The 26,993-nt window shown below is 64.0% G+C and carries 27 protein-coding genes; 15 read left to right on the top strand and 12 right to left on the bottom strand.

What is annotated here, in order from left to right; translation table 11 throughout:
- Window positions 1-195: 195 nt before the first annotated feature.
- From ilvC to WH303_RS06900, 3 genes are all read right to left on the bottom strand, one after another.
- Window positions 196-1,212: a ketol-acid reductoisomerase gene (gene ilvC, locus WH303_RS06910; RefSeq protein ID WP_230773062.1), complete on the bottom strand. Its 1,017-nt coding sequence runs from the start codon at window positions 1,210-1,212 to the stop codon at window positions 196-198.
- A 353-nt stretch (window positions 1,213-1,565) separates the two neighbouring features.
- Window positions 1,566-2,057: an acetolactate synthase small subunit gene (gene ilvN, locus WH303_RS06905; protein ID WP_021024891.1), complete on the bottom strand. Its 492-nt coding sequence runs from the start codon at window positions 2,055-2,057 to the stop codon at window positions 1,566-1,568.
- Between the two features lie 142 nt (window positions 2,058-2,199).
- A complete protein-coding gene (locus WH303_RS06900) occupies window positions 2,200-3,990 on the bottom strand; it encodes an acetolactate synthase 3 catalytic subunit (protein ID WP_339517593.1) in 1,791 nt (596 codons plus the stop codon).
- 305 nt (window positions 3,991-4,295) lie between these two features.
- Between WH303_RS06900 and WH303_RS06895 the strand changes: the two genes are divergently transcribed.
- The 6 genes from WH303_RS06895 to WH303_RS06870 all read left to right on the top strand — a co-directional run bounded on the left by WH303_RS06895 (window position 4,296) and on the right by WH303_RS06870 (window position 7,969).
- Window positions 4,296-4,859 carry an RNA polymerase sigma factor gene (locus tag WH303_RS06895; protein WP_182345611.1) on the top strand — a complete coding sequence of 188 codons (564 nt, stop codon included), beginning with the start codon at window positions 4,296-4,298 and terminating at the stop codon, window positions 4,857-4,859.
- Window positions 4,856-5,290 carry a DUF3619 family protein gene (locus WH303_RS06890; RefSeq protein WP_021024894.1) on the top strand — a complete coding sequence of 145 codons (435 nt, stop codon included), beginning with the start codon at window positions 4,856-4,858 and terminating at the stop codon, window positions 5,288-5,290. The genes WH303_RS06895 and WH303_RS06890 overlap by 4 nt, the downstream gene beginning before the upstream one ends.
- The gene (locus tag WH303_RS06885; protein ID WP_339517592.1) at window positions 5,287-6,222 is read left to right on the top strand and encodes a DUF3106 domain-containing protein; all 936 of its coding nucleotides are present in this window, start codon (window positions 5,287-5,289) and stop codon (window positions 6,220-6,222) included. The genes WH303_RS06890 and WH303_RS06885 overlap by 4 nt, the downstream gene beginning before the upstream one ends.
- 10 nt (window positions 6,223-6,232) lie before the next feature.
- Window positions 6,233-6,802: an RDD family protein gene (locus WH303_RS06880; RefSeq protein ID WP_339517590.1), complete on the top strand. Its 570-nt coding sequence runs from the start codon at window positions 6,233-6,235 to the stop codon at window positions 6,800-6,802.
- 127 nt (window positions 6,803-6,929) lie between these two features.
- Window positions 6,930-7,376, top strand: coding sequence for a diacylglycerol kinase (locus WH303_RS06875; protein WP_021025146.1), 447 nt, complete (start codon window positions 6,930-6,932; stop codon window positions 7,374-7,376).
- Window positions 7,373-7,969 carry an LOG family protein gene (locus WH303_RS06870; RefSeq protein WP_021025145.1) on the top strand — a complete coding sequence of 199 codons (597 nt, stop codon included), beginning with the start codon at window positions 7,373-7,375 and terminating at the stop codon, window positions 7,967-7,969. The genes WH303_RS06875 and WH303_RS06870 overlap by 4 nt, the downstream gene beginning before the upstream one ends.
- Before the next feature lie 111 nt (window positions 7,970-8,080).
- Here WH303_RS06870 and WH303_RS06865 read toward each other — a convergent pair whose 3' ends face one another.
- Window positions 8,081-9,376, bottom strand: coding sequence for an MFS transporter (locus tag WH303_RS06865; protein ID WP_021025144.1), 1,296 nt, complete (start codon window positions 9,374-9,376; stop codon window positions 8,081-8,083).
- 74 nt (window positions 9,377-9,450) lie between these two features.
- The gene (locus WH303_RS06860) at window positions 9,451-10,419 is read right to left on the bottom strand and encodes an ornithine cyclodeaminase family protein (protein WP_339517589.1); all 969 of its coding nucleotides are present in this window, start codon (window positions 10,417-10,419) and stop codon (window positions 9,451-9,453) included.
- Between the two features lie 199 nt (window positions 10,420-10,618).
- Between WH303_RS06860 and WH303_RS06855 the strand changes: the two genes are divergently transcribed.
- Window positions 10,619-11,233 carry a helix-turn-helix domain-containing protein gene (locus WH303_RS06855; protein WP_339517588.1) on the top strand — a complete coding sequence of 205 codons (615 nt, stop codon included), beginning with the start codon at window positions 10,619-10,621 and terminating at the stop codon, window positions 11,231-11,233.
- An 84-nt stretch (window positions 11,234-11,317) separates the two neighbouring features.
- On the opposite strand, the gene WH303_RS06850 is transcribed toward WH303_RS06855, so the two are convergent.
- From WH303_RS06850 to WH303_RS06840, 3 genes are all read right to left on the bottom strand, one after another.
- Window positions 11,318-11,656: a P-II family nitrogen regulator gene (locus WH303_RS06850; protein ID WP_021025141.1), complete on the bottom strand. Its 339-nt coding sequence runs from the start codon at window positions 11,654-11,656 to the stop codon at window positions 11,318-11,320.
- A 145-nt stretch (window positions 11,657-11,801) separates the two neighbouring features.
- Entirely contained in the window at window positions 11,802-13,259 is a 1,458-nt protein-coding gene (locus tag WH303_RS06845) for a SulP family inorganic anion transporter (protein WP_339517587.1), read from the bottom strand.
- A 291-nt stretch (window positions 13,260-13,550) separates the two neighbouring features.
- Window positions 13,551-15,206 carry an NAD+ synthase gene (locus WH303_RS06840; protein ID WP_339517586.1) on the bottom strand — a complete coding sequence of 552 codons (1,656 nt, stop codon included), beginning with the start codon at window positions 15,204-15,206 and terminating at the stop codon, window positions 13,551-13,553.
- 196 nt (window positions 15,207-15,402) lie between these two features.
- Here WH303_RS06840 and WH303_RS06835 point away from each other — a divergent pair, with 196 nt between their 5' ends.
- From WH303_RS06835 to WH303_RS06825, 3 genes are all read left to right on the top strand, one after another.
- Window positions 15,403-16,476 carry a threonine aldolase family protein gene (locus WH303_RS06835; RefSeq protein ID WP_339517585.1) on the top strand — a complete coding sequence of 358 codons (1,074 nt, stop codon included), beginning with the start codon at window positions 15,403-15,405 and terminating at the stop codon, window positions 16,474-16,476.
- Window positions 16,477-16,519: 43 nt separating this feature from the next.
- Window positions 16,520-17,746, top strand: a complete 1,227-nt coding sequence (locus WH303_RS06830) for a GNAT family N-acetyltransferase (RefSeq protein ID WP_339517584.1) — start codon at window positions 16,520-16,522, stop codon at window positions 17,744-17,746.
- Window positions 17,747-17,919: 173 nt separating this feature from the next.
- Entirely contained in the window at window positions 17,920-18,117 is a 198-nt protein-coding gene (locus WH303_RS06825) for a CsbD family protein (protein WP_021025136.1), read from the top strand.
- Between the two features lie 251 nt (window positions 18,118-18,368).
- Here WH303_RS06825 and WH303_RS06820 read toward each other — a convergent pair whose 3' ends face one another.
- Together WH303_RS06820 and WH303_RS06815 are read right to left on the bottom strand one after the other, a co-directional pair.
- Window positions 18,369-19,055 (bottom strand): RBBP9/YdeN family alpha/beta hydrolase, encoded by a 687-nt coding sequence (locus WH303_RS06820; RefSeq protein WP_339517583.1) that lies wholly within the window; start codon window positions 19,053-19,055, stop codon window positions 18,369-18,371.
- A gap of 90 nt (window positions 19,056-19,145) precedes the next feature.
- Window positions 19,146-20,072 (bottom strand): LysR family transcriptional regulator, encoded by a 927-nt coding sequence (locus WH303_RS06815; protein ID WP_021025134.1) that lies wholly within the window; start codon window positions 20,070-20,072, stop codon window positions 19,146-19,148.
- A gap of 191 nt (window positions 20,073-20,263) precedes the next feature.
- On the opposite strand from WH303_RS06815, the gene WH303_RS06810 reads away from it, so the two are divergent.
- From WH303_RS06810 to WH303_RS06800, 3 genes are all read left to right on the top strand, one after another.
- The gene (locus WH303_RS06810) at window positions 20,264-20,899 is read left to right on the top strand and encodes an FMN-dependent NADH-azoreductase (RefSeq protein WP_339517582.1); all 636 of its coding nucleotides are present in this window, start codon (window positions 20,264-20,266) and stop codon (window positions 20,897-20,899) included.
- 235 nt (window positions 20,900-21,134) lie between these two features.
- Window positions 21,135-22,013, top strand: a complete 879-nt coding sequence (locus WH303_RS06805; RefSeq protein ID WP_339517581.1) for a DMT family transporter — start codon at window positions 21,135-21,137, stop codon at window positions 22,011-22,013.
- Between the two features lie 334 nt (window positions 22,014-22,347).
- On the top strand, window positions 22,348-23,061 hold the full coding sequence (locus WH303_RS06800) for a Crp/Fnr family transcriptional regulator (RefSeq protein WP_021025131.1): 714 nt from the start codon (window positions 22,348-22,350) through the stop codon (window positions 23,059-23,061).
- A 184-nt stretch (window positions 23,062-23,245) separates the two neighbouring features.
- Here WH303_RS06800 and rnhA read toward each other — a convergent pair whose 3' ends face one another.
- Window positions 23,246-23,695 (bottom strand): ribonuclease HI, encoded by a 450-nt coding sequence (rnhA, locus tag WH303_RS06795; RefSeq protein WP_027010474.1) that lies wholly within the window; start codon window positions 23,693-23,695, stop codon window positions 23,246-23,248.
- A 105-nt stretch (window positions 23,696-23,800) separates the two neighbouring features.
- Window positions 23,801-24,664 carry a class I SAM-dependent methyltransferase gene (locus WH303_RS06790; protein ID WP_339517580.1) on the bottom strand — a complete coding sequence of 288 codons (864 nt, stop codon included), beginning with the start codon at window positions 24,662-24,664 and terminating at the stop codon, window positions 23,801-23,803.
- On the opposite strand from WH303_RS06790, the gene gloB reads away from it, so the two are divergent.
- Together gloB and WH303_RS06780 are read left to right on the top strand one after the other, a co-directional pair.
- Window positions 24,663-25,436 carry a hydroxyacylglutathione hydrolase gene (gene gloB, locus WH303_RS06785; protein ID WP_339517579.1) on the top strand — a complete coding sequence of 258 codons (774 nt, stop codon included), beginning with the start codon at window positions 24,663-24,665 and terminating at the stop codon, window positions 25,434-25,436. The two genes, WH303_RS06790 and gloB, sit on opposite strands and share 2 nt — an antisense overlap.
- The gene (locus tag WH303_RS06780; RefSeq protein ID WP_339517577.1) at window positions 25,436-26,986 is read left to right on the top strand and encodes a transglycosylase SLT domain-containing protein; all 1,551 of its coding nucleotides are present in this window, start codon (window positions 25,436-25,438) and stop codon (window positions 26,984-26,986) included. Before gloB ends, WH303_RS06780 begins: the two co-directional genes overlap by 1 nt.
- Window positions 26,987-26,993 lie beyond the last annotated feature (7 nt).

Genomic DNA, 26,993 nt, shown 5'->3' with positions numbered 1-26,993 from the left:
CCAGCGCCAGCTATCTCTGCGCAATCAGCTACATATTTTATAGTTTCCGGCAGGCTCGGGCCCGGCCGGCCATGGCCTACAGTGTAGCTTTTGCCAATAGGGGCCCGCCTGGCATGCCCATGAAAAAAGGACTGCCAAGGCAGTCCTTTGCGCATCACCTCGGCGCCGCAGCAGGGCAGCGGCAGCCATCGGGATTTAGTTGCGGGTCTGGTCGACCAGCTTGTTCTTGGCGATCCAAGGCATCATGGCGCGCAGCTGGCCACCGACTTGCTCGATCTGGTGATCGGCGGTGTTGCGGCGGCGGGCGGTCATCGATGGGTAGCTCAGACGGCCTTCCTGGATGAACATCTTGGCGTAGTCGCCGTTCTGGATGCGCTTGAGAGCATTGCGCATGGCCTTGCGCGACTCTTCGTTGATCACTTCAGGGCCGGTCACGTACTCGCCGTATTCGGCGTTGTTCGAGATCGAGTAGTTCATGTTGGCAATGCCGCCTTCGTAGATCAGGTCCACGATCAGCTTGAGTTCGTGCAGGCACTCGAAGTAGGCCATTTCAGGCGCGTAGCCGGCTTCCACCAAGGTCTCGAAGCCCATCTTGATCAGCTCGACCGCGCCGCCGCACAGAACGGCTTGCTCGCCGAACAGGTCGGTCTCGGTTTCTTCCTTGAAGTTGGTCTCGATGATGCCGGCCTTGCCGCCACCATTGGCCATCGCGTACGACAGAGCCAGGTCACGGGCCTTGCCGGACTTGTCCTGGTGCACAGCGATCAGGTGGGGCACGCCGCCGCCTTGGCTGTAGGTGTTGCGCACGGTGTGGCCAGGGGCCTTGGGCGCCACCATCCACACGTCCAGATCGGCGCGGGGCACGACCTGGTTGTAGTGCACGTTGAAGCCGTGCGCGAACACCAGCGAAGCGCCTTGCTTGATGTTGTCCTTGACGTTGTCGTTGTAGACCTTGGCGATGTCTTCGTCAGGCAGCAAGATCATGACCACGTCAGCGGCCTTGACAGCATCGTTGACTTCCATCACGGTCAGGCCAGCCTTCTCGGCCTTGGGCCAGGAAGCGCCAGACTTGCGCAGACCGACGATGACCTTCACGCCACTGTCGTTCAGGTTCTGCGCATGCGCATGGCCTTGCGAGCCGTAGCCGATGATGGCGACGGTCTTGCCTTTGATGAGGGACAGGTCACAGTCCTTGTCGTAAAAAACTTTCATGCTTCGCTCCGTTGGTATCAGTCAAAAATTCAGAAATTCAAACAAACATTCTCAAGAATCTGCATCGTCAGGGGGCCTTGCCGCAGGTCCTGAAGCCAGCAAATAAGCTCCCGCTACAAAAGCGCCCAATCCTACTATGAGTACTAGCCAGGGGTTGGTGCGCCTCGAAGCGTTTTCGTCGGGCTCGCCAAAGATGCCATCACACAAGCGCTGCTGTGTGAAAAGGTCCTGGGACAGACTGCAATCGGGGTCATCCGTCTGCACCCAGGCCACCACCAGCACAAGCCCCACCAGCAGCAGCACCACCCCCACCGCCTGGCGGGCATGGCGTCGCAGCCGGTGGCACCAGCGCATTACACGCGCAAGATGCGTTCACCGCGACCGATGCCGCTGGCACCAGTACGCACGGTCTCCAGGATGGCCGACCGGTCGATCGCGCTCAGGAAGGCGTCGTTCTTGGCCTGGTCGCCGGTCACCTCGATGGTGTAGCTCTTCTCGGTCACATCGATGATGCGGCCGCGGAAGATATCGGCCATGCGCTTCATTTCTTCGCGCTCCTTGCCGACCGCCCGCACCTTGATCATCATCAGCTCGCGCTCGGTATAGGCGCCTTCGGTCAGATCGACCACCTTGACCACTTCAATGAGGCGGTTGAGGTGCTTGGTGATCTGCTCGATGACGTCGTCCGAGCCGGTGGTGGTGATGGTCATGCGCGACAGCGAGGCATCCTCGGTGGGCGCCACGGTGAGCGACTCGATGTTGTAGCCACGGGCCGAAAACAGGCCCACCACGCGCGACAGGGCGCCTGGTTCGTTCTCCAGGAGAACCGCAATGATGTGTTTCATAAGAACAGATTCCTCTTTTCGCTACCCTCCCCCGGCGCCGGTAAGCGCAGGGCTCGGTAGACAATAGATTCGTCAGAAAGGGAAAACCCAAGGGAAGGCTGGACGCGCGCTTGCCACAAGGCGCGCCAAGCCAGAAAGGCGTTTACAGATCGTCCGCGCCCAGCAGCATCTCGGTGATGCCCTTGCCAGCCTGGACCATCGGGAAGACGTTCTCGGTCGGATCGGTGCGGAAATCGAGGAACACGCTCTTGCGCTCTTCGCGGGCAATGCGCCGCGCCTCGCGCAGCGCGGGCTCCACATCCTCGGGCTTCTCGATCAGAATGCCCGCATGGCCATAGGCTTCGGCCAGCTTGACGAAGTCAGGCAGCGAATCCATGTAGCTGTGGCTGTAGCGGCCCGAGTATTCGATCTCTTGCCACTGGCGCACCATGCCCAGGAAGCGGTTGTTGAGCGCGCAGATGATGATCGGCGTCTCGTACTGGCGGCAGGTGGCCAGCTCCTGGATGTTCATCTGCACCGAGCCTTCGCCGGTGATGCAGAACACCTCGGCATCGGGCTTGGCCAGCTTGATGCCCATCGCATAGGGAATGCCCACGCCCATCGTGCCCAGGCCGCCCGAGTTGATCCAGCGGCGCGATTCCTCAAAGCGGTAGTACTGCGCCGCCCACATCTGGTGCTGGCCCACGTCCGAGGTCACATAGCAGTCCGCATCGCGGGTCATCTGCCACAGCGTCTCGACGACGAACTGGGGCTTGATCACCTCCTTGTTGCCACGGTCATAGCGCAGGCAATCGCGGCTGCGCCAGCCTTCGATGGTCTTCCACCAGTTCTGCAGTGCCTCGGCATCGGGGCTGGCCACGCTCTCGCGCACCATCGCGATCAGCTCGGTCAGCACTTCCTTGCAGTCGCCCACGATGGGCACATCCACCTTGACGCGCTTGGAGATCGACGAGGGGTCGATGTCGACATGGATGATCTTGCGCTCCACCGACATGAAGTGCTTGGGGTTGCCGATCACCCGGTCATCAAAGCGCGCACCGACGGCCAGCAGCACATCGCAGTTCTGCATCGCGTTGTTGGCTTCGATCGTGCCGTGCATGCCCAACATGCCCAGGAATTTCTTGTCGCTGGCCGGGTAGGCGCCCAGGCCCAGCAAGGTGTGGGTCACCGGGTAGCCCAGCAGGTGTACCAGGGTGCGCAGCTCTTGCTCGGCGCCGCTCAGCAGCACGCCGCCACCGGTATAGATATAGGGGCGCTTGGCCGACAGCAGCAGCTGCAGAGCCTTGCGGATCTGGCCGCTGTGGCCCTTCTTGACGGGGTTGTAGGAGCGCATCTCCACCGTCGAGGGATAGCCGCTGTAGGCCACCTTCTTGAAGGACACGTCCTTGGGGATATCGATCACCACGGGGCCAGGGCGGCCCGTGCGTGCAATATGGAAAGCTTTTTTCATCGTCAGCGCCAGATCGCGCACATCCTTGACCAGGAAGTTGTGCTTGACGATGGGGCGCGTGATACCGACGGTATCGCATTCCTGGAAAGCATCCGAGCCAATGGCGGTCGTGGATGTCTGACCGGAGATCACGACGATCGGGATGCTGTCTGTGTAAGCAGTGGCAATACCGGTGACTGCATTCGTCAGGCCGGGGCCAGAAGTGACCAGGGCCACGCCCACCTCACCGGTGGCGCGGGCAAAGCCGTCTGCCGCATGCACTGCTGCCTGTTCATGGCGAACCAGCACATGGTTGATGGTGTCTTGCTTGTAGAGCGCGTCGTAGATGTAGAGAACTGCACCGCCGGGGTAGCCCCACAGCTGCTTGACGCCTTCGGCCTGCAGTGCCTTGACCAGCACTTCAGCGCCCATGAGTTCTTGGGATTTCTGCGCGGACTGATGCGCCGCTTGCGCCGAGTTCTGCTCGGCCTTGGACATTTCCATGATCAACCTTTGTGAATTTCTCTAACGAAAAACCTCTGGTGCTCCTCGCCCAGCTCTTGTGGAGCCTGCTTGGAACTTGAGGCCAACGGACATGGGCGAGATGCTTGCGACGCCGGACCGTGACCCTTTTGCTTTTTGATGCTTATACATTATCGCACTGCAGCATTGCTTTGCGACAAACCACGGATTTTTTTTCGATAGGATGCGATAATCTAGGGCTTGATGCGGTGTTTTTTGCCACACTTGGTTTATTTGCCCGGGTAAAAAGCGAGAAATCTCTGAATAACCACGGTGTTGGGTACGATTTGGCCACAGAACGAGAACTGTCCGACTTTCTGAAAAGCGTTGAAAAGCGAGCTTTCAAGCGCTCGCTTTTTCATGTGCGCGACCAGGAAGCAGCGCTCGACATCGTGCAGGACAGCATGATGAAGCTGGCCGAGCACTATGGGGACAAGCCGCCCAACGAGCTGCCGATGCTGTTCCAGCGCATCCTGTCCAACAGCACGCTCGACTGGTTTCGCCGGCAAAAGACGCGCAACGCGCTCTTTACGACGATGAGCGACTTCGAAGGCCCGGATGACGAGGGGGAATTCAACCTCCTCGATATCTACAACGCCGACAATGGAGAGGCCGAGCAGAGTGCCGAGGACCACACCAACCGCAAACAAACCCTTGCATTAATAGAAAAAGAGATACAACAGTTGCCAGCGCGTCAACGCGAAGCGTTTCTGATGCGTTATTGGGAAGAGATGGACATCGCAGAGACTGCAGCAGCCATGGGTTGCTCAGAGGGAAGTGTAAAAACCCACTGCTTTCGCGCCATCCAAACCTTGAGTAAAGTGCTTAAGGCCAAAGGAATCGTGCTATGAACCGCTCAAACACCGCCCAAACCGTTGTCAATGCTGAAATTTTTGCCCGCCGCGTCACCGCTCGGCTGAGCGAAGCCGAGGCTGATCTCGACTACGACATCAGCGAACGTTTGCGAGCGGCCCGCGAGCGCGCGCTGTCCCGCCGCAAGGTGGTGGCTGTGCCGGCGATTGCACGCCAGCCCCAGCAGGAGGCTGCACCTTCTGGCAAACGCAACTGGTGGCGCGCCGTGGTGTCGGCCGTGCCGCTGAGCGCGATGGTGGCTGGCCTGGCCTTCTTCAACGGTGTTCAGGCGGACGAGGGCGCCAGCGAAATGGCCGAGTACGATGCCACCTTGCTGGCTGACGAGCTGCCGCCAAGCGCCTATACTGATCCTGGTTTTACCCAGTTTCTGAAGATTGCTGCCCAAAAGCAGCCCACTGACAAGCGTTGAGACACGATTACGATAACGACGAGGTAGCCGGCAAACCGCCCGCCCCTTCGAGCATCCCCGCCCTGGCAGCCAGTATTTTGCTGGCTGCTTTTGCTGTTGTGGGCATCTACGCCGGCAACAAGGCCGCCAACATCTACGGCAGCGCCGCCAGCGATCTGGTGAGCGCCAACAGTGTCACGCGCTCGAGCAGCCCGCGCAATGAAGGCCCGAGCTGGGAAGCGCTCGATGACGACCAGCGCACCGTGCTGGCACCGCTCGAAGAGCAGTGGAACTGGCTGACCACCCAGCAAAAAAGCCGCTGGACGATGATCGCCGACAGCTTTGACGATTTCTCCCCCGAAGAGCAGCTGCGCATTGCCGAGCACATGAAGGAATGGGCCAAGTTCAGCCTGTCCGACCAAAGCCAGGCGCGGCTCAACTACTCCAACATCAGCAGCCTGTCGGCCGAGGAAAAGCGCAAGCTCTGGGAAGACTACCAGGCACTCAGCGCCCGTGAGCGCAAGCGCCTGGCCCAGGGCGGCGTGCTCTACCACGGTGGCGTGGCCCTGGCGCCCCGCCCCACCGCCCGCAGCACCGGGCGCCTGGTCAAGGTGCCCGCTGCCGCCATCAACCCCAACCGCGCCAACCCGCCCAAGATCCTGCCGCCGCCCGAGATCCGTGTGCAGTCGCGCGGCATGGTGACGCCGGTGGAAGTAGGTCCCCTCAGCGGACCTGCCCCGGCCGCTAACAGCGCAGCCCACGCACCAGCGCCCGCGTTGCCACCAGCGCCGTCCCCCGCCTTGCCGCCTGCCCCGGTAGTGGAGACCGCGCCGGTGCAGATGCCCGCGCCTGTTACCTCTTCGCCGCTGCCCCCGCTTGACGCCCCCAGCCGGCCACCGGCGGGCGAATCACAGTCGCGCAACAGCGACAGCCCGGTGCACCCGCCGACCTGATACTGTTCGCATGCAGACCCCCTCCAGCACAACAGCGCTCTCCCAGGGCCCTCTCGCCACCAGCGCGCTGTTGCGCGCACCGCGCCTGGCGCGGCGCATGGCCTGCTGGTTGTACGAGGGCATGCTGATGTTTGGCGTGGTCTTCATGTCGGGCTACCTCTACAGCTCGCTGAGCCAGACCCGCAATGCGATGGACAACCGCCATGGCCTGCAGCTGTTCCTGTTCATCATCTTTGGCATCTATTTCACCTGGTTCTGGCACAAGGGCCAGACCCTGGCGATGAAGACCTGGCAGATCCGCATCGTGGATCGGAACGGCCAGCCGTTGACCCAGGGCCGCGCGCTGCTGCGCTATGCTTGCAGCTGGCTGTGGTTTCTGCCGCCGCTGGTCGTCAGCATGCCCTTTGGCCTGCCGGTGGGCGAAATCGTCGTGCTGCTGAGCGGCTGGATCGTGGTATGGGCGCTGGCCAGCCGGCTGCACCCGCTGCAGCAGTTCTGGCACGATGCGCTCGCGGGTACCCGCCTGGTCAGCGCCGAGCGCCCTGCGCCAAAAAGCACGGCGCCTGATCCGTCGGACTAGATGGACCCCTGTTGCGCCGGCGATGCTGGGCGCAAGAGCCACGCAGCGCGCCGATCAAATGCTGCAGTGCAATAATATGCTTTGTGTCGCCTGCGCTGTGCCATGATGGGCGACTACCACGCTCCCTATGAACCAGCCCGATCCCCGCCCCCCCTCCGAGCCCGCCGCGCCAGCGCACAGCCTGGCCGACATCCACGCCGCCAACCCGCAAAAAAGCCGCACGGGCCTGACACGGGTCTGGCATGCCGCTGGTTATTCGCTGCAAGGCCTGCGGGCCGGCTGGGCCGAAAAGGCCTTCCGCATGGAAGCCCTACTCGCGCTGCTGATGCTGCCCGCCTCCGTATGGCTCGCACGCGACTGGCGCGACTGGGCCTTGCTGATCACCCCGGTTTTTCTGGTGCTGATCGCCGAGCTGCTCAACACCGGCATCGAGATGGCGATGGACCGCTTTGGCCCCCAGTGGCATGCACTGGCCAAGAAGGCCAAGGACATGGGCAGTGCTGCCGTGTTCCTGGCGCTGGTGCTGTGCGCTGCGGTGTGGCTGCCTGCCTTGTATGAAAGATTGCTGAAATGACCAACTCCCCAAGCTTTTCGATGTGCGTTTACTGCGGCTCGCGCCCCGGCAAGGCCGACGCCTTTGGCGAGGCCGCCCAGGCCGTGGGCCACTGGATCGGCAGCCATGGCGGCCAGCTGGTCTATGGCGGCGGCAAATCGGGCCTGATGGGCACGGTGGCCCGCGCCACGCGCGAGGCCGGCGGCCGCGTGGTCGGCGTGATCCCCAAGGCGCTGGTGGACCGCGAGCTGGCCAATGAGCTCTGCGACGAGCTGCATGTGGTCACCACGATGCACGAGCGCAAGGCCATGATGGCCGAGCGCAGCAATGCCTTTATCGCCATCCCTGGCGGCATCGGCACCTTCGAAGAGCTGTATGAAATCTGGACCTGGCGCCAGCTGGGCTACCACGACAAGCCCATCGGCATCCTCAACGCCCATGGTTACTACGACGGCATGCTGCAGTTCCTGCAGCAGTGCGTGGGCCAGGGCTTTATGGACGAGTGGCAGATGGGCCTGATCAAGAGCGGTGACGACCATGCCGCACTGCTCGCCCAGCTGGTCGAAGAGGCCGGTCTGTCGCAGCAAAGCGATGCGCTGCGTGCCGTGATCTAAACCGCGCCCCGCAGACACCAAAAAGCGGCCCGTTGAACGGGCCGCTTTGCTTTTGCGGGGTCAGCACCGCCGCTTTGGAATGAAGCGGCAGCGGTGCTGGGGTCCGACCGCTTAGTCGTTGTCCGCCACCGTTTTGGCAAACGCAATGCCGATCAGCGAGATCACTGCGGTGCCCACGATGTACCAGGCCACCGGCACCCAGGAGCCGTTGTATTTGTTGAGCAGCCAGGTGGCGAGCAGGGGCGCAGTGCCGCCGGCCAGCGCCGCGCCAATCTGGTAGCCCAGCGTGATGCCGGTGTAGCGCACACGGGTCGAGAAAATCTCCGAGAACAAGGTGCCCAGCACGGCGGTGATGGGCGCCCAAACGAGACCCAGGCCGACGACGGTGGCGATGACCAGGCTGGTCATCGTGCGCTGCTCGAGCAGCATGAAGTACGGGAAGGTGAAGGCGGCCATTACCAGGGTGCCCGCCACAAACATGCGCTTGCGGCCAATGCTGTCCGACAGCCGCCCCATCAGCGGGATCATCAAGGTGGTGAGCAGGGTGGCGATGGTCACCGCATTGAGCACCGAGATGCGCTCAAAGCCCAAGGTAGCCGTGGCGTAGCTGACGATAAAGGTCGAGAAGATATAGAACGGCGCCGTTTCGACAAACTTGATGGCGACGGCCACCAGCACCGCGCGCCAGTGGTAGCGCAGGGTTTCGACCAGCGGGATCTTGGCCACATTGCCGCTGGCCTTGGCCTGCTTGAACGCGGGGGTCTCATCAATGCCCTTGCGGATCCACAGGCCCAGGAACACCAGGATGGCGCTCAGCAGGAACGGCACGCGCCAGCCCCAGGCCAGGAACTGGTCATCGGGCAGGGTGCTCATCACGGTGATGGCCAAGGTGGCCAGCACCATGCCGATAGTCACGCCCATCTGCGGCACGCTGCCAAACAGGCCCTTGCGGTTCTTGGGCGCGTATTCGTAGGCCAGCAGCAGCGCGCCGCCCCATTCGCCACCAATGCCCAGGCCCTGCACCAGGCGCAGCACGATCAGCAGGATCGGCGCCCATATGCCAATTTGCTCATAGCCCGGCAGCAGGCCGATCAGCACGGTGGCGCCGCCCATCAGCGACAAGGTGATCACCAAGGTCTTCTTGCGCCCGATGCGGTCACCGATGTGCGAGAAGATAAAGCCGCCCAGCGGCCGGATGAAAAAGGTCAGCGAGAAGGTCAGGTAGGACAGCATCAGCCCCACGACCGGGTCGGTGGTTGGGAAGAACACCTTCCCGAACACCAGCGCCGCCGTGGTCGCATAGAGGAAATAGTCAAACCACTCGATGGAGCTGCCCATCAGACTGGCAATCAGTACTCGCTTGTTGGTGGCCGCAGACGCTGCTGGCTCGGTCGAAGAGGTGCGCATGGAAGGGATGTGAACAGGTAGCAAAGGAAAGGGGGGAAGAGTGGCCGGGCCCGCACAGGGCCCGGCGCAGCAGATCAGGTGGCCAAGGCGCCCGAGGTACCCGCAGCGGCAAAGGCGTCAAAGGCCAGCGAGGCGGCAGCCAGGTCCTCCAGCGCCGTGCCCACAGCCTTGAACAGCGTGATGTCCTCGGCGCTGCGGCGGCCCGCGTGCTGGCTGCGGCACAGCTGCTCCAGGGTGGCAGCCAGGCGACTGGCCTCCCAGGCGCCGCTGGCGATGGGCGCCAGAATATCGCCCGCCTTCATCAGCGCTTCGGGCGTATCGACAAAAACGGTGGCGCGGGCAAAGCAGGCGTCATCGCTCTCGCGCATCGCCGGGGTAAAGCTGCCGATCAGGTCCAGGTGCACACCCGGCTGCAGCCACTCGCCATGCACCAAGGGGGCGTTGGACAAGGTGGCGCAGCTGATGATGTCGGCCTGGCGCGCCGCCTGCTCCAGGTCGGTGGCGACCGAGGCTTGCAGGCCCTGCGCCTGCAGGCGCGCCACCATCGCTTGTGCGGCCTCGGGGCGGATATCCCAGACCTGCACCTCCTGGATATCGCGCACGCAGCGGTAGGCGTCGGGCAGCAGGCTGGCCACGCGGCCGGCGCCCAGCACCAGCAGACGGCGGGCATCGGGGCGGCTGAGCCAGCGCGCGGCCAAGGCCGATGCGGCAGCGGTGCGGCGCGAGGTGATGGCGTCGCCATCGAGCACCGCCAGCGGGACGCCGGTGGTCGCGTCGTACAGGATAAAGACCGAATGCAGACCCGGCAGGCCCCGCGCCTGGTTGCCCGGGAAGATGGACACCGTCTTGACCCCCATGCGCTTGCCGGTCTGCCAGGCGGGCATCAGCAGCAGGATGCCGTCGTCGGCGCCCGTCTGGCCGGCGATCTGGTGGTTGTGGCGCAAGGGTACTTCGCAGCCGGCGATGAACATCTGTTCCAGACAGTCGATCAGGGCCGCCATGGGCAGGTGTTGCGTGGTGTGGGTGGAGTCCAGGATCTGCATGTGGCGCAATAAATCTACTAAAGAGAATTAATTTTCGTATACGAAATTTAATGCAGTTTGAGACAATAAATTTCTTAAACTCGTTCTTTCTGTCTAGGGTTTACCCGAGAATTGGGCCTAAAACGCGGCCGCCACGGCTGCGCTGCGCCACGGGCCAGCGCAGCGCCCCCTACACTGGCGAGCACCACAAGAGCCTGCCATGCCCCACGCCCCCCTACCCCACCACAACGCCGGCGCCGATGCCACCACCGATGTGCTGGCCACCAAGCTGCGCCTGCTGCGGCGCGATGCCGATCTGACCTTGCAGCAGCTGAGCCAGCGCTGCGGCATCTCGGCCTCGGCGCTGTCCAAGATCGAGCACGGCCAGCTCTCGCCCACCTATGAAAAGATTGCGGCGCTCGCGCGCGGGCTGGATGTGGACGTGGGCGAGCTGTTCAGCCCGCTGCAGCAAACGGGCCTGCGCGCGCGGCGCAGCATCACCCGCCAGGGCGATGGCCTGGTGCACCGCACGCCGCAATACGTCTATGAGCTGCTGCATGCCGACCTGGCCGACAAGCGCTTTATTCCGCTGCTCACCACCATCAAGGCCCATGAGCGCAGCGCCTTTCCCCAGTTGCTGAGCCACGATGGCGAGGAGATGCTCTATGTGATGCGCGGCAGCGTGGTCATCCACACCGACAGCTATGCGCCGCTGGAGCTGGCCGCTGGCGACTCCTGCTATTTCGACAGCGTCATGGGCCATGCCTGCATCTCGGGCGGCGATGAGGATGCGCAGGTGCTGTGGATTTGCTCGCACACCACGATCAAACCCTGAACCCGCTGCCCAGCAACCGGTAGCAGGCATGAAAAAAGCGCCTGGCTTGCCAAGGCGCTTGTGCGGATGCGGGTGGGGCCCCGATCAGACCGCCGCTTCGTCCAGATCACCGGTACGGATACGGATCACGCGCTCGACCTCGGTGACGAAAATCTTGCCATCACCGATCTTGCCGGTGCGGGCGGCGTTGACGATCGCGTCCACACAGCGGTCCACATCCTCGTCCTTCACGGCGACTTCGATCTTCACCTTGGGCAGAAAGTCCACGACATATTCCGCACCACGGTAGAGCTCGGTGTGGCCCTTCTGGCGGCCAAAACCCTTGACTTCGCTGACGGTCAGACCGGTCACGCCCACATCCGCCAGAGCTTCACGCACCTCGTCCATCTTGAAAGGTTTGATAACGGCGGTAATCATTTTCATAAAGCTCTCCTGGGATGGGCATATACACGCTGCGCAGGCGATGCGCGCAGCAACTGGGGCTATTGTGCGTCAAGATTCCGGCTTCGGCACCTCCGGGGCCAAATCTCCAGGCAATGGCAGCCCAAGCCCTGGCCCCATCCGATGTCTAAACGCCGTCCAGCCGCAGGTCCAAACGGGCAGCCAACGCCTGGCTTTGGGCGTTCAGGCCCGTCACCCGCACGGCGCTGCCATGCTTGCGCAGCCGCGCGCAGACCTTGGCGAGCGCCTGCACCGCCGTGATGTCCCAAAGATGCGCCTGCGCCATGTCGATGCGCACCGGCCGGCCCTCGATCTCGCGCACATCAAAGGCATCGACCAGCAGATCGGCCGACGCAAAGAACAGCTGGCCACGCACGGCGTAGACCAGCTCGGCATCGCCGCTGCGCTGCACCTGCAGCAGCCTGGACACCTTGAACATGAAGAACACGCCGCTCAGCAGCACGCCCACCGCCACGCCAGCGGCCAGGTTGTGGGTGGCGATGGTGACCACCACGGTGGCGAGCATCACCAGGCTCGACAGCTTGGGATGCTTGAGCAGCGCGCGGGCCGATCCCCAGTCCAGGGTCGAGGCCGACACCATGACCATGATCGCCACCAGCGCCACCACCGGCACCTGGGCCACCCAGGGCTTGAGCAGCACCATCAAGCCCAGCAAAAAGGCACCGGCAAACAAGGTGGACAGCCGGCCACGCCCGCCATAGCGCACATTGCTCACACTCTGGCCAATCATGCCGCAGCCTGCTATGCCACCAAAGCAGCTGGCCGCGATATTGGCCAGGCCCAGGCCGCTGCATTCGCGGTTCTTGGCGCTGGGGGTATCGGTCTGCTCATCGACCACGCTGGCCGTCATCAAGGATTCGAGCAGGCCCACCATCGCAATGGCCAGCGCCGGCAGCGCAATCAGCTGCAGGGTCTGCCAGGACAGCGGCACATCGGGCAGCGCCCAACTGGGCAAGGTAGCGGGCAGGTGGCCCAGGTCGGCCACAGTCTTCAGGGGCAGATCCAGCGCATGGGCTGCGCCCGTCAGCACCAGGATGCAGATCAGTGGCGAGGGGATGGCCGCGCTGATGCGCGGCAGCCCATAGATGACCACCAGGCCCAGCGCCAGCATGGCCCAGGTCGCGCCATTGGCGCCCACCAGGTGCGGCAGCTGGGCCGCAAAAATAAGCATGGCCAGCGCATTGACAAAGCCGGTGCGCACCGAGCCCGATACAAAGCGCAGCAGCACGCCCAGGCGCAGCCAGCCAAACAGCACCTGCATGGCGCCCGCCAGCAGGCCCGCTGCCAACAGGTACTGCAGGCCATGGGCCTGCACCAAGGGCGCTGCGACCAGGGCCACCGAGCCGGCAGCGGCCGACACCATGGCCGGCCGGCCACCCACAAAGGCAATCACGATGCTGATGACAAAGGAGGCGAACAGGCCCACCGATGGATCCACACCGGCGACAAAGGAAAAGGCGATGACCTCGGGGATCAGCGCAAAGGTGGCGACCGCGCCGGCCATCAGCTCGCGCGGCACGCTCGGCGCCCACTGGGCGCGAAAATAATGAACAAAAGGGGACATGGCAAAGCGCGCACCCGGCAGCGCCGGGTACAGCTCCAAAAAGACGAAGGAATGGCGGCGGCGCAGGCGAGCCGCGCGATGCCGCGATCAAAGGAATTGAGGGACGCGCGCCGCGCTATGGCGGATTGAGCCGCGAAAAGCCTGACTGGCGCGTGGCGACCTGGCGCGCCATGCGTGCGCGCACAAAGCTCAGGAAACGCGCAGCCCCCAGCCGCCCCGCGTCAGGCGCGAGGGGTGGGCAGGCACAGCGCATCAAAGGCATGGGCAAGGCGTGGGCAGCGGCTTGGCCGCTCAGCCCCGGAAACCGTTGGTGATGGGGTAGCGCCAGTCGCGGCCAAAACCCCGGGCCGACAGGCGCGGGCCCACGGCAGCCTGGCGGCGCTTGTATTCGTTGATGCGTATCAGGCGCACCACCCGCTCCACATCGGCGCGGGGGTAGCCGGCAGCCACAATGCTGTCGATGTCGGCGTCCTGCTCCATATAGCGCGCAATGATCGCATCCAGCACTTCATAGGGCGGCAGGCTGTCTTGGTCCTTCTGGTCCGGGCGCAACTCGGCACTGGGCGGGCGGGTGATGATGCGCTCGGGGATCGGGTTGCGGCCAGTGCCATAGGGGTCATGGGCATTGCGCCAGCGCGCCAGCTCAAACACACGGGTCTTGGGCACATCGCGCAGCACCGCAAAGCCGCCCGCCATGTCGCCGTACAAGGTGCAGTAGCCAGTGGCCATCTCGCTCTTGTTGCCGGTGGTCAGCACAATGGAGCCAAACTTGTTGGACAGCGCCATCAGCAAGGTGCCGCGAATGCGGGCCTGCAGGTTTTCCTCGGTCGTGTCTTCGGCACGGCCGGCAAAATCCTGCGCCAGTGCGGCCTTGAAGGCTTCGAACTGGGGCGCAATCGAGATCTCTTCATAGGCCACCGACAGGCGCTCGGCCATCTCGCGCGCATCGATCCAGCTGATGTCGGCCGTATAGGGCGAGGGCATCATCACCGTGCGGACCTTGTCGGCCCCCAGCGCATCGACCGCAATGGCCAGCACCAGGGCCGAATCGATACCGCCCGACAAACCCAGCACCGCACCAGGGAAACCGGTCTTGCCCAGGTAGTCGCGCACTGCCACCACCAAGGCCTGCCACAGCTGCTGGTTGGTGTCGCCAGGCTGGGCGATGGGGCCGGACAGCTGCAGGCCCGTGGCCGTGGCCTCGACCTGCACCGACAGCAGATGTTCGTCAAAACCCGGCGCGCGGGCGGCCACCTGGCCATCGGCATTCAGCGCAAACGAGTGGCCATCGAACACCAGCTCATCCTGCCCACCCACCAGGTGGGCATAGACCAGCGGCAAGCCGGTCTCGCGCGTGCGCTCGGCCAGCAGGGCCTCGCGGTGGCCGGGCTTGTCCATCTGGAACGGTGAGGCATTGATGACCGCCAGCAACTGCGCACCCGCCGCCTTGGCCGCCCGCGCGGGCTGGCTGGCCCAGGCGTCTTCACAGATCAGCAGGCCAATGCGGCTGCCCGCCACCTCGAACACACAGGTCTGCGTGCCTTCGACAAAGTACCGGGTCTCGTCAAATTCACGGTAGTTGGGCAGCAGCTGCTTGCGGTAGCAGTCCAGCACCTGGCCGGCGCGCAGCACGCTGGCGGCGTTGTAGCAGCGGCCATGGGCGGCATGCTGCGCCGCCTGCGGGTGGCCCAGCACCACCGTCAGATCCGGCCACTGGCGGCTGGCCTCCAGCACCTGCGCCACGGCGGCATCGCAGGCCGCCAGGAACGAGGGGCGCTGGAACAGGTCCTCGGCGGCATAGCCGCAAATGCCCAGCTCGGGGGTCAGCAAGAGCTGCACCCCCTGGGCCGCAGCCTGGGCCGCCGCATCAATGATCTTGCGGGCGTTGCCCGGCATATCGCCCACAACAAAGTTCAGCTGGGCGCTTGCAATGGAAAAATAGGACATGGATGACTCGATGGCAAAGGGGCAGTGCACCAGGGCCACAAGGGGGCTGGGCAGGGCCCGCACCTGGCGCAGCCAAAGAGTCTAGCCTACAAAGCCCCAGGGCTGGGAAGCGGCGCGCAAATCCCGCCAATCCGGGACAGCTGGCGCGCGGTTTGCGGGCAGAATCAGGCTTTTGCACCACTACCTGCAGCGTCCCATGAACTTTGGCAGCGACAACCAAGCCGGCGTCTCCCCCCGCATCCTGCAAACCCTGGTGGAGGCCGCCAGCGGCATCCAGTCCGCCTACGGCAACGACGAATGGAGCCAGCGCGCCGAGCAGATGCTGGGCGAGGCCTTTGGCACCCCTGTGAAAGTGTTCTTCGTCACCACCGGCACGGCGGCCAACTGCCTGGCGCTGTCCACCATCGCCCAGCCCTGGAACGCCGTGGTCTGCCACAACATGGCCCATATCGCGGTCGATGAGAACAGCGCCCCGGCGCTCTTCACCGGTGGCGCCAGCCTGCTGCCGATGGCCACGGACAACGGCAAAATCAGCGCCGAGGACCTGGCCGCGTTTGTGGAACGCACCCCCCATGACGCGCCCCACAACATGGTGATCAGCGGTCTGAGCATCTCCCAGGTGACCGAGAACGGCCTGGTCTACCAGCCCCAAGAGATTGCCGCACTGGCCGCCCAGGCCCATGCGCTGGGCCTGGGCCTGCATATGGATGGCGCGCGCCTGGCCAATGCGATTGCCGCGCTGCAGTGCCACCCGGGCGATATCACCTGGCGCGCAGGTGTCGATGTGCTGAGCCTGGGCGCGTCCAAGAACGGCGCGTTGATGGCCGAGGCGGTGGTGTTCTTCGACCCGGCACTGGCCCAGAACTTCTCGCTGCGCATCAAGCGCAGCGGCCAGTTGGTGTCCAAGAGCCGAACCATCGGCGCGCAGTTCTGCGCCTGGCTGGAGGGCGGCCACTGGATGGAGCTGGCCCGCCATGCCAATGCAATGGCAGCCAAACTGTCGGCCGCACTCGTCGCCACGCCCAGCGTGCGCCTGAGCTGGCCCACCCAGGCCAATGAAGTGTTTGTGCGGATGCCCATTGCGCTCTATGAACATCTGCGCGCCCAGGGCGTGCGCTGCTCCGACTGGTACGCGACCAGCGTGCCGGCCGGCACCCAGTTGCAGGCGGGCGAGGTGGTGGTGCGCTTTGTAGCCTCCTGGTCCAGCAGCGATGAGGAGATCGCCGCGCTGATGGACCTGGTGCACAGCCACCAGCGCCAAGCCGCATAACCTGCCCCCTGCAGCGGCGCTGCAGGCAGACCACAATCGGGCCATGACCTCGCTGCCCGCTGACCCCACGCCCGCACCCCACCCCGGCCCCAGCCTGGAGCTGCGCATTCTGCCCAGCATGGCCGCGTTCGATGCCACCGCCTGGGATGGGCTGCTGGCCTTGCAAGAGCGCCCCACCCCCTTCATGCGCCACGCCTACCTGCAGGCGCTGGAAGACAGCGGCAGCGCCACTGTGGAGAGCGGCTGGCAGCCTTGCCACCTGAGCCTGTGGCAGGACGATGCGCTGGTGGGCGCCTGCCCGATGTACCTCAAAAGCCATTCCTATGGCGAGTATGTGTTTGACTTTGCCTGGGCGCGGGCCTATGCCGAGCATGGCCTGGATTACTTCCCCAAGGCGGTCATTGCCGTGCCCTTTACCCCCGTGCCCGGCAGCCGCCTGCTGGTGGCCGATGGCCGCTTTCGCGCGCCCTTGCTGCATGCCGCCACCCAGTTTTGCGAGCAGCAGGAGGTCTCTTCGCTGCACCTGCTGTTTGGTGCTGCCGCCGATCTGCAGGCGGCAGAGGACATTGCGCTGATGCAGCGCGAGAACGTGCAGTTCCACTGGCGCAACCGCGATGCTGCGCAGGCCGGTGATGCCAGGCCCTACACCGACTTTGATGATTTTCTGGCCGAGCTGCAGCAGGACAAGCGCAAGAAGATTCGCCAGGAGCGGCGCAAGGTGCAGGCCGCTGGCGTCACCTTCCGCCATGCCTGCGGCAGCCAGATCAGCGCTGCCGATTGGGACTTCTTCTACCAGTGCTATGAGCGCACCTATCTGGAGCATGGCAACGCGCCCTACCTGACCCCGGCCTTCTTTGCCGCGATGCGTACCGAGATGGCGGAGCACTGGCTGCTCTTTATCGCCGAGCGCGAGGGCCGCCCCATCGCCGCCAGTCTGATCGCCATCGATGCGCCAGGCAGCGGGCCGCGCCATGCCTATGGCCGCTACTGGGGTGCGCTGGAGCGGGTGGATTGCCTGCACTTTGAGGCCTGCTACTACCAGCCCATTGCATGGTGCATACGCCATGGGCTGCAATGCTTTGAAGGCGGCGCGCAGGGCGAGCACAAGATGGCGCGCGCGCTCCTGCCGGTGCGCACCCCCAGCGCCCACTGGCTGGCCCATGCCGGTTTTGCCCAGGCGGTAGAGCGCTATCTGGCGCGCGAGTCCCAAGGCATGGCCGAGTACCAACGCGCGCTGCAGGACCACAGCCCGCTCAAACAGCGGCCATAAGCCCGGCCCGGGTTGGTTCGGGCTGCACCCAAGTTGTAATTAATCTTGTCGCTGTTGGCCGCGCGCTGAATGCTGTCGGCGATACCGCACAACAAGCACGACTGCGCACTGACAGCCCCTGGCAGGCCCGCTGCGCACAATGGCTACACCTCAACCAAGCAAGGAGTGACACCATGAACAAGGACCAAGTCGTAGGCAAGATCAAGGACCTGGCAGGCGAAGCACAGGCCGGTGTCGGCAAGGCCATCAACAGCCCCAGCCAGATCGCCAAGGGCAAGGCGCTGGAGGCCGAAGGCGAAATCCAGAAAAAGGCCGGTGATGTGAAAGAGAGCTTGAAGGACGCCGCCGACGCGGCCAAGAAGCGCCTCTGAGCCTGATTGACCGCCGGGGTGTAACAGCGGCCTTGATGAACGTCACTAACACATACAAATTACCGACATTGAGGCGCTCAATTTAAGGCAATATAAGCCTATTGATTCAACCGAACCCCTCCTTGGCCAGCATTCGTTGCTGGCATTTTTTTGCCCACAGCCAAAGTGCAGGCAGCGCGAAGACCGCCTGCGCACGAACCGTGCAGAAATGCCAGGCATGGAGGCGGAAAAAAGGGACTGGGGGGCGCGAATCAGGCTGCTTGCGCTTGCACCGGCGCCAACGATGCCAAGGCACCCAGCAAGGCCCAGCCCAGCGGCCATTCGCCATGGCCCGATTCCACATTGATATGGCCGGCCGAGGGCACGCGCACAAAGGTGCTGCCCCAGCTTTTGGCATAGGCGCTGGCCATGCGGATCGGACAATAGGGATCATTGCTGCTGGCAGCCACAATGCTGGCAAAGGGCAGCGGGTTCGCGGGCACGGGTGTGAAGTCTTCAAACAGCGCGCGGCGTTCCGGATCGGCTGGCGCCACCAGCAAGGCCCCGGCAATGCGGCCGCTTTGCTGGTTGCGCAGTTGTTCAACCGCATGCACGCTGGTGATGCAGCCCAGCGAATGGGCCACCAGGATGACCGGGTGCGGCGCGGCCTCAATGGCCTCTTGCACACTGGCCACCCAGGGGCTGCGGTGGGGTTGCAACCAATCCTCCAGCTCCACACGCAAGGCACCGGCAATGCGCTCGGCCCACAGGCTTTGCCAATGGCCGGGGCCGGAGTTGCGCCAGCCCGGCACGATCACCACCGAGACCGGCGCACCCGTCTCGGCTTCACCACGCCACCCTGGCTGCACAGGCCGCTGGCCATTGCGCTGTGCGGCCGCAATGGCCGCATGGCGTGGCGGGGTGGAGGGGTTGATCGTGACAAGACAGGCACCGGACATGCATGCATTGTCAAAGCAGGCTCTTAGATCAACAACGACTATTTTTTAGTATTGTTATTTCTAAAACTAATATGAAGCAGCGCCAGGCATTCAAGTCCCATCGGTTTGGCCAATGCGCTGCAGCGGCAGGTTCTCGCCCATGAAGTCCAGAAACGCGCGCTGCGCTGGCGCCATATTGCGGCGCGAGACAAAGGCCGCATGCAAGATGCCTTCGGGGATGCTCCAGCCGGCCAGCAGCTCGACCAGGTCGCCATTGGCGACCTCATCGCGCACCATGGCTGCGGGCATCCAGCAGGCGCCAATACCGTCGAGCACCGCATATTTCAAGGTCACCAGGTCATCGGCCACATAGCGGGCCTGGTGGTGGATGGTCACATGCTCGCCTTCGGGCCCCACCAGCTGCAAGGTGCTGTTGCCATCGGCGCTGGTCAGCGACATCGTCGGGATCTTGCTGCCCAGGTCCTGCGGGGTCTGCGGCACCCCATGCACGGCCAGCAGCTCGGGGCTGGCCACCAGGCGCTGGCGCGTCATGCCCAGACGCTTGACCACCAGGCTGCCGCTGTCATTGAGGTTGGCACGCACCCGCAGCGCTACATCAATGCCCTCTTCGATCAGGTTGATGGTGCGGTTGGTCACCAGCATCTCGATGCGCACCTTGGCATAGGTACGCAAAAAGGCCGGCAGCAGCTTGCCCACCGCACCCTGGGCCAGGGTGACAGGGCAGGACACGCGTACCGTGCCCGAGGGCTCGCGCTGGGTCTGCTCCATCTCGGCCTGCGCATTCTGCGCCGCCTCACGCGCCGTTTGCGCATGGCGCAAAAAGGTCTCGCCGGCATCGGTCAACGACAGCCTGCGCGTCGTGCGCTGCAGCAGCCGCACGCCCAGCTGCGCCTCCAGATCGGCAATGCGGCGCGACAGGCGCGACTTGGGCACCCCCAGCGCGCGGCCCGCCGCAGCAAAGCCGCCGCGCTCGACCACTTCGGCAAAGTAGTACATGTCGTTGAGGTCGTATTTCATCGTGAGAGGCAGCGTTAGCGCGGTCTGCGCGGGCACAGGCGGCAAAAAAGTCTGCCTATCATAGTTCTAAAAATAGAACAATCCAACCCAATTCCAGCCCTCAATCCGGCCCGCCAGCAGTGACAGAATTCAGCCATTGGCAAAAATGCTGCGAGTGCAGCAAAAGCCGTCACCTGATTGAAGGACTGACCATGAAACTGCTGCATATCGATTCGTCCATCCTGGGCGCCAACTCCGTCTCCCGCCAACTGAGCGCCGAAGCCGTCAAGGCCTGGGTCGCGGTACACCCCAACACCCAGGTCGAGTACCTGGACCTGGCCGTCAACACCCCTCCCCACCTGAGCGCCGAGGCCATGGGCTTTCGCACCGGCCAGGATGCCAAGACCGAAGCCGAGCGCGAGCAAAATGCCATCTCCGAAACCCTGGTGAGCCAGCTGCTCGAAGCCGACGTGTTCGTCATCGGCGCGCCTTTCTACAACTTCAGCATCCCCACCCAGCTGCGCAGCTGGATCGACCGTGTGCTGCAGGGCGGCCGCACCTTCCGCTACACCGCCAACGGCCCTGAAGGCCTGGCCGGTGGCAAGAAGGTGATCGTGGTCGAATCGCGCGGCGGCATCTACTCGACCAGCGAAGGCGGCCGTGCGATGGAACACCAGGAAACCTACCTGCAAACCATCTTCGGCTTTATCGGCATCACCGATGTGCATTTTGCCCGCGCCGAAGGCCTGGCCATGGGCCCTGAAGCCCGCGCCGCCGCCATCAGCAAGGCCCAAGCCGAGATCGCCCAGGCCGTGGCCACGCCCATGCAGCAGACCATCGCGGCCTGATTGCCGCGCGCTTGAACAGCAGGAGGCCGGGCGCCCAGCGCCCCCTCCGACTGCAGCCCGGCACCTACCACCCAGTGCCCGGGCCTTATCGCCGATCGAAGAAGAACCTTCCGATCGGCTTTTTGCGTCTGCATGACAAGGCAAGCCGCTGAATCAGCCTATTCAAACGGTGACTGAAAAATGGTCAACCCGTGGTTACAATCGGCCGCCTCTGCTGCGCTAAAACTGCTTTTTCATGAGCCAACTCGGTATCGCCTTGCATGTCTGCGGGCTGTGGATTCTCTCTAGCCTCGATGCCAGCGGCAAGCTGCTGGTCCTGGCGGGGGTGCCGGTGCTGATGGTGGCCTGGTTCCGCTATGTCGGCCATGTGGTGCTGATGGGGGTGTTTGTGCTGCCCAAGCGCGGCATGGGGCTGTTTCGCACGCAGTCGCTCGCGCGCCAAGTCCAGCGCTCGGTGCTGATGATTGCCACCACCTTGCTGTTCTTCCATGTGCTGAGCATGGTGCCGCTGGCCGAGGGCACGGCGATGAACTTCATGGCCCCTTTGCTGCTGATGGTGCTGGCGCCCTGGCTGCTGGGCGAGCGGCCGCGCTGGCACCGCTGGGCAGGCGTGCTGCTGGGCTTTGTCGGCATGCTGGTGGTCATCCGCCCAGGCGGGCAGCTGTCCACCGAGGGGGCCATCTGGGGCGTGGTGACGGCCAGCACCTTTGCACTGTTCCAGATCAGCACGCGCCGCGTGGCAGCGGACGACCCGCTCACCAGCAACCTCTACGGGGGCCTGTTTGGCGCACTGGTGCTGAGTGCCTTGCTGCCCTTTTTCTGGAAGCAGCTCGATCTGAGCATCTGGCAATGGCTGCTGCTGGCCTCCACCGGCCTGTCCGGCTTTGTCGGCCACTGGCTGCAGATCATTGCCTACAGCAAGACCAGCGCCACCTTGCTGGCGCCGTTCAACTACCTGCAGATCGTCTCGGCCACCACCTTGGGCTGGCTGATTTTTGGCCAGCTGCCCGATGCGGCCACGGCCGCCGGCATGGCCTTGATCTGCTGCGCAGGCCTGGGTGTGGTGCTGGTCGAAGTGTGGCAGCAGCGCCTGCGCAAGCGCCTGGCAGCCTGAAAAAACGGCCTCAAACAAGAGGGAAAGCGCTGGGAGCGTTGGCCCCAATACCCCAGCATTTAAGACCAGCTTCACCATTGAAGAAGTACCCCTTCGTCATTCGCGCACACCGGGGAAACCCAAATATCAAATTGATAGCGATATATGCAAACCCAATGAGCATATAGCGCCTATTCCTTGCTGCTGCGCAGGTTGCAAAAACGGACAACTTGGATTGCCGCACGCATGAGGGGCTCGGGTGACAATTAACAATTTGGCGGCAATGCTATACATTCGGTGATGACCGTCGCACAAGCGACAAAATTCATAATTCCAGTCACCGAGACGACATGCCATGGACGATCCAATCCTGACCCCCGAAGAGCGCGAAGCCATCAACACAGGGCGCTGGTTCAGCACCCTCTCGCCGACTTTGCGCCATGACATTCTGCGCTGTGCCTATGTCAAGCGCTTCAAGGATGGCGGGTTGATCTTCTCCCGTGGCGATGAGCCCGAAGAGTGGGTGTCCGTGGCCCGGGGTTCCGCCCGCGTGAGCTCGGCATCGCTCACCGGCAAGCAGATCACCTTGACCTATGTCGAGCCAGGCACCTGGTTTGGCGATGTGGGCCTGTTCGACGACGACAGCCGCACGCATGACGTCTATGCCCATGGCGAGACCACGCTGGTCTGCGTGAGCAAGGCCGACTTCCAGCGCATTCTGCAGACCCATGTGGAGTTCTACCAAGCGCTGGCACGCATGCATGCGCGCCGCATCCGCAGCCTCTACGGTATGGTGGAAGACCTCAACACCCTGCCACTGCGCGCACGCCTGGCCAAGCAGCTGCTGCACCTCTCGCGCAGCTACGGCGTGCCCGGCAAGGAAAGCAGCGAAACCCGCATCGGCCTGCAACTGGCCCAGGAAGAGCTGGCCCAGCTGCTGGGCGCCTCGCGCCAGCGCGTGAACCAGGAGCTCAAATCGATGGAGCGCGAGTCCTCCATCCGTATCGAGCCCTCGGGCCTGACGGTGCGCGACAGCAATGCGCTGCGCCGCATTGCTGCGTCTGAGTAAAAAACCGCGCATTCGCCCACCACCCGCACTGGCGGGTGGGCGCCGTACAGCACGGGCGCAACGCCCGGCTTAAAACACGCCGTAGCGGTAGGCCACATACAAAGCGGCCAACACACCGACAACGGCCAGAATGCGCATGATGCGTCCCATTGCTCGTTCTCCCTGCTTGCAATACTAAAAGGGCTCAGCCCCGGCCCAGCGCCATCGCCACCCCCCGGTTGGCCAGCGCGTCAGCCCGTTCATTGCCGGGGTCACCGGCATGGCCCTTGACCCAGTGCCAGGTGATGCGGTGCTCGCCGCCATGCACCAGCGCATCGAGGCGCTGCCAGAGATCGACATTCTTCACAGGCTCCTTGCTGGCAGTGCGCCAGCCCTTGGCCTTCCAGCCCGTGATCCATTCAGTGATGCCTTTGCGCACGTACTGGCTGTCCAGATACAGCTGCACATCACAGGGGCGCTTCAAGGCTTCGAGCGCCTGAATCACCGCCATCAGCTCCATGCGGTTGTTGGTCGTGCCCAGCTCGCCACCAAACAGCTCCTTTTGCGCAGTGCCAGCGCTCAGCAAAGCGCCCCAACCGCCAGGGCCAGGGTTGCCCTTGCAGGCACCGTCCGTATAAATCACCACTTGGTTCACACCCACTCCTTGGCACTTGCCGCAATTACAGGGGGCCACTATAAGCGCATTTGCTCGACATGTTCGGCCCCGGTGCGCAGCGCACTGCCGCCTGGCACCGCAACGCTATTCCACGCCGCGCTGCGTCTGGCTCAACCGCTCACGGGCGGCCACCGCAGGGCGCGCAGCGCCGCTGGGTGCCGGCGCCTTCCACGGCGCAGCCAGTTTGTGCATGCTGGGCACTTTTTTCACCGCCTCGGCAAAATACACCCCGCCCAGCACCGGCCAGGCCGTGGGCCCGACCCGGTCCATCCATTCCCAGCGGCTCAGCCAGGTGTCACTGCGCATCGCAGGGCGAAAGCAGCCAAAGCTGGCGCTTTGCAGCTCCAGCCCCAGCAGCTTGAGCCAGTCGCGCAAACGCCCATAGCCAATCAGATTGTGGTCATCGGGCATCGGCGGGAGCTTTTGCAGGCCCGGAATGCGGCGGGCCCAGGTGTGCATGCCCCAGAGGCTGGCCGGATTGATGCCGCTGATCAGCACCCGGCCCTCGGGCACCAGCACACGGGCCACCTCGCGCAGCACCGCATGCGGGTCAGCGCTCAGCTCCAAGGTATGGGGTAGCAGCACCAGGTCCAGGGTATCGGGGCCAAACGGCAGTGCATGGGCATCACACAGCAGGCTGGCAGTGGTGGCCTCTGCGGCGTTTGTGGCCAGGCCCGGCTCGCTTTGTAAAGGCGGTGCAAAGCTCTGTACATCTGCCAGGCGGCTTTGTTGCCACTGCGCGGCCTGCTCGGTCGAGTCAAGCGCCAGCCAGCGGTGGGGCGTGCGATTGTTGCGCAGCCCCTGCAGCGGGAAAAGCCCGATCTGCAGGCTATGGAAGCCAAAAATATCGGCCACGGCATCGTCGTAACATGTTTGCTCCCAGGACAGCATGTAGCTGCCCAGCGGCGTCTGCCACCAATTTTGCGTGCCTATAATTTGGTCATTCATGCATCTGTTACCTCTGCCCGCTTTCAACGACAACTACATCTGGCTGCTGCACGACGGACAGCGCGCGCTGGTCGTCGACCCAGGCCAGGCCGCGCCCGCGCTGGATGCGCTGCGCCGCCTGGGTCTGCAGCTGCAAGCCATTGTAGTGACCCACCACCATGGCGACCATACCGGCGGCGTGGCCGAGCTGCGCGAGGCCACCGGCGCCCGGGTCTACGGCCCGGCCACCGAGGACATTCCCCAGCCTTGCCAGCCCATGCAGGGCGGCGACAGGCTGGAGCTGCTGGACCTGCCGTGGCAGGTGATCGATGTGCCCGGCCATACCGCCGGGCATATCGCTTATTACTGCGCCGATGTGGCCGGGCAGCCGGTGCTGTTCTGTGGCGATACCTTGTTCTCAGGCGGCTGCGGCCGCCTTTTTGAAGGCACGCCCGCGCAGATGCATGCATCGCTGTCGGCGCTCGCTGCGCTGCCCGCCAACACGCGGGTCTGCGCCGCCCATGAGTACACGCTGTCCAACTTGCGCTTTGCCCAGGCGGTAGAGCCCGACAACCCCGACATCGCCCATTACCTGGCGCACTGCGAGCAGCTGCGCGAGCGCGGCGTTCCCACCTTGCCTGCGCAACTTGGCAACGAGCTGCGCATCAACCCTTTCCTGCGCTGCAGCCTGGCCACCGTGGCCCGCGCTGCGCAGCAGTTTGATCCCTCCACCCCTGGCAGCGACCCGGTCGCCGTTTTTGCCGCGCTGCGTCGCTGGAAGAACCAATTCTGATGAAGTATCTGTACCTGTGGAGCCTGAGCGCCCTGCTCGCCCTGACTGGCTGCGCCACGACCGAAACCGGTGGCCCGCCCACCGCCAATGCGAACGATGCACCGAAGATCAGCTCGGTACCGCACACCCCCAACTACCCCAGCGGCCCCTTGAGCCCCATCAATGCAGCCAGCCTGCAGGGCAATGGCGCCGTCACCAGCCTGGCCGTGCCCGATGACCTCTGGGACCGCATCCGCCGGGGCTTTGCAATGCCCGATCTGGAAAACGACCTGGTCAGCAACCAGGAGCAGTGGTATTCCAGCCGGCCCGACTACATCCAGCGCATGACCGAGCGCTCCTCCAAGTACATGTTCCACATCGTCGAGGAGCTCGAGCGCCGGGGCATGCCCACCGAGCTGGCCCTGCTGCCCTACATCGAGAGCGCCTACAACCCGCAGGCGGTCTCCAGCGCCAAGGCGGCCGGCATGTGGCAGTTCATGCCCGCCACCGGCACCTATTTCGATCTGAAGCAGAACATGTTCCGCGATGACCGGCGCGACGTGCTGGCCTCGACCCGTGCAGCCCTGGACTACCTGCAAAAGCTCTACAACATGTTTGGCGACTGGCACCTGGCACTGGCCGCCTACAACTGGGGCGAAGGCAGCGTGGGCCGCGCCATTGCGCGCAACCAGAAGCAGGGCCTGGGCGGCGCCTACACCGACCTGAGCATGCCCGATGAGACGCGCAACTACGTGCCCAAGCTGCAGGCGGTCAAGAACATCATTGCCCACCCCGAGCGCTTCCAGGCCGAGCTGCCGCTGATCGAGAACCACCCCTACTTCCAGGCCGTGACCCTGGACCGCGATATCGACACCGCCCAGGTGGCCGAGATGGCCGGTGTCACGATGGATGAGTTGAAGTCGCTCAACCCCTCGTTCAACCGCCCGGTGATCTTCAAGGCCGGCACGCCGCAGGTGCTGCTGCCCTGGGACAACGCCAATGTATTCCGCCGCAACCTGCAGGCCCATGAAAAAGGCCAGTACGCGAGCTGGACCGTCTGGACCGTGCCCAGCACCATGACCGTGGCCACCGCCGCCGGCATGGTCGGCATGAGCGAGAACGACCTGCGTGCGGTCAACAATATTCCGCCGCGCATGATGGTCAAGGGCGGCTCGTCGCTGATGGTGCCGCGCTCGGCCGCTGTCAAGCAGGATGTCTCCAGCCACCTGGCCGACAACGCCCACATTGCGCTGACCCCGGAAGTGGTCACCCGCCGCACCACCGTCAAGGCGCGCAAGGGCGACACCGTCGCCCGCGTGGCCCAGCGCTACCGCGTCACCGCCGCGCAGGTGGCCGACTGGAACGATGTCGGGGTCAAGACTGCGTTCAAGGTGGGCCACCAAGTGGTTCTGTACATGCCCGTGCGCGTAGGCGCAGCACCCGCCACCAGCGGCGGCCATGCAGCCCGTGGCAGCCGCAGCAGCAATGCCAAAAAGCCCGCCGTGCGCCAGACGGCCACCAAGAAGGCCCCGTCCAAGCGCAGCACCAGCACCACCAAGAAAAAGCGCTGAGGCAGCC

The organism is Comamonas sp. MYb69 (assembly GCF_037479315.1).
Lineage (GTDB): Bacteria > Pseudomonadota > Gammaproteobacteria > Burkholderiales > Burkholderiaceae_C > Comamonas.
The sequence above is the reverse complement of the archived record's forward strand: the minus strand, read 5'-3'. Positions and strand labels throughout refer to the sequence as shown.